The organism is Chachezhania antarctica (assembly GCF_003646465.1).
GTDB classification, from domain to species: Bacteria; Pseudomonadota; Alphaproteobacteria; order Rhodobacterales; family Rhodobacteraceae; genus Chachezhania; species Chachezhania antarctica.
Genome location: NZ_QZEX01000043.1, coordinates 1 through 881, shown reverse-complemented (window position 1 = coordinate 881; position 881 = coordinate 1). Strand labels below are relative to the sequence as shown.

General features: G+C 64.0%; 2 protein-coding genes. Both read right to left on the bottom strand.

All coding sequences use genetic code 11. The features are described 5' to 3' along the window. Positions 1-70: 70 nt before the first annotated feature. Positions 71-391, bottom strand: a complete 321-nt coding sequence (locus D4754_RS23765; RefSeq protein ID WP_121068643.1) for a GTA-gp10 family protein — start codon at positions 389-391, stop codon at positions 71-73. After that, complete coding sequence (locus tag D4754_RS23760; RefSeq protein WP_121068641.1) at positions 391-807, bottom strand: phage tail tube protein; 417 nt, start codon at positions 805-807, stop codon at positions 391-393. The genes D4754_RS23765 and D4754_RS23760 overlap by 1 nt, the downstream gene beginning before the upstream one ends. Positions 808-881 lie beyond the last annotated feature (74 nt).

The window sequence follows — 881 nt, the reverse complement described above, 5'->3', positions numbered from 1 at the left end:
TGCGCCGGATCGAGGCCGGCCGAGACATAGGCCGCCAGCAGATCGAAGATCCGAAGCGGCCCGCGGTCCTCTACTTTCCCGGCTGGCCCTCGATCTCGTCAGGCTTCGGCGCGGCGGCGGCGAAAAGCCGCTCGAGGATCTCCGGATCTTCCGACAGGATATCCCCGGCGAGCCGCCGATCGGCGCCTTCGTGGTGACGCTCGAGGCAACACCAAACCATCGAGATCATGTCACCGACACGTGCATTCCCAGCCTCTGCCTTCTCGGCCCAATCCAGTGCCGCCAGGCCGGTTCCATCCTCGAAAGCGGCCATCGCGTTAAGATCCATCCGGAGCGTATAAGTCTCGCCCTCGAGCTCGACCCGGACCTCGCCCTTGAAACCCCTGGCCATCAGACCGCACCCAACAGCGTCGGCTTGCCAGTCGGCCGCACCGTGACCGTCGCCGTCATCTTGCCGTTCGTCAGGTCACCCGGCTCATAGCTCAGGAAGAACCCGGGAAACTGCATGCGCACCCCGTTCGGCGCCGTGATCTGGTAGTTGCCGCCGCCGGCCTCGATCTCGGTCACGAACGGATCCGGGGCAACCGGCACCCAGTTGATGTCGATTTCGACCGGCGTCGCTTCCATCAGCGCCGGAATGAACTCTTTCATCATGTCCGGGCTCTGCAGGTGCGTGGCATCTTCCTCGTCGCGCGTGTAGCCCGACGGCTTGATGCGCGTCACGTTGGCCGTATCGATGTAGGTCCCCGGCGTTCCGGGATCTTCGATCCCGAACTTTGCGCCGTAGCCGATATCTGCATCGCTCATGTCTCACCCTTTCCAGTTGGTGACAAAATCCACAGACGCCCGCCACGGGCGCTGTTCCTCGTTGGTCCCGCCCG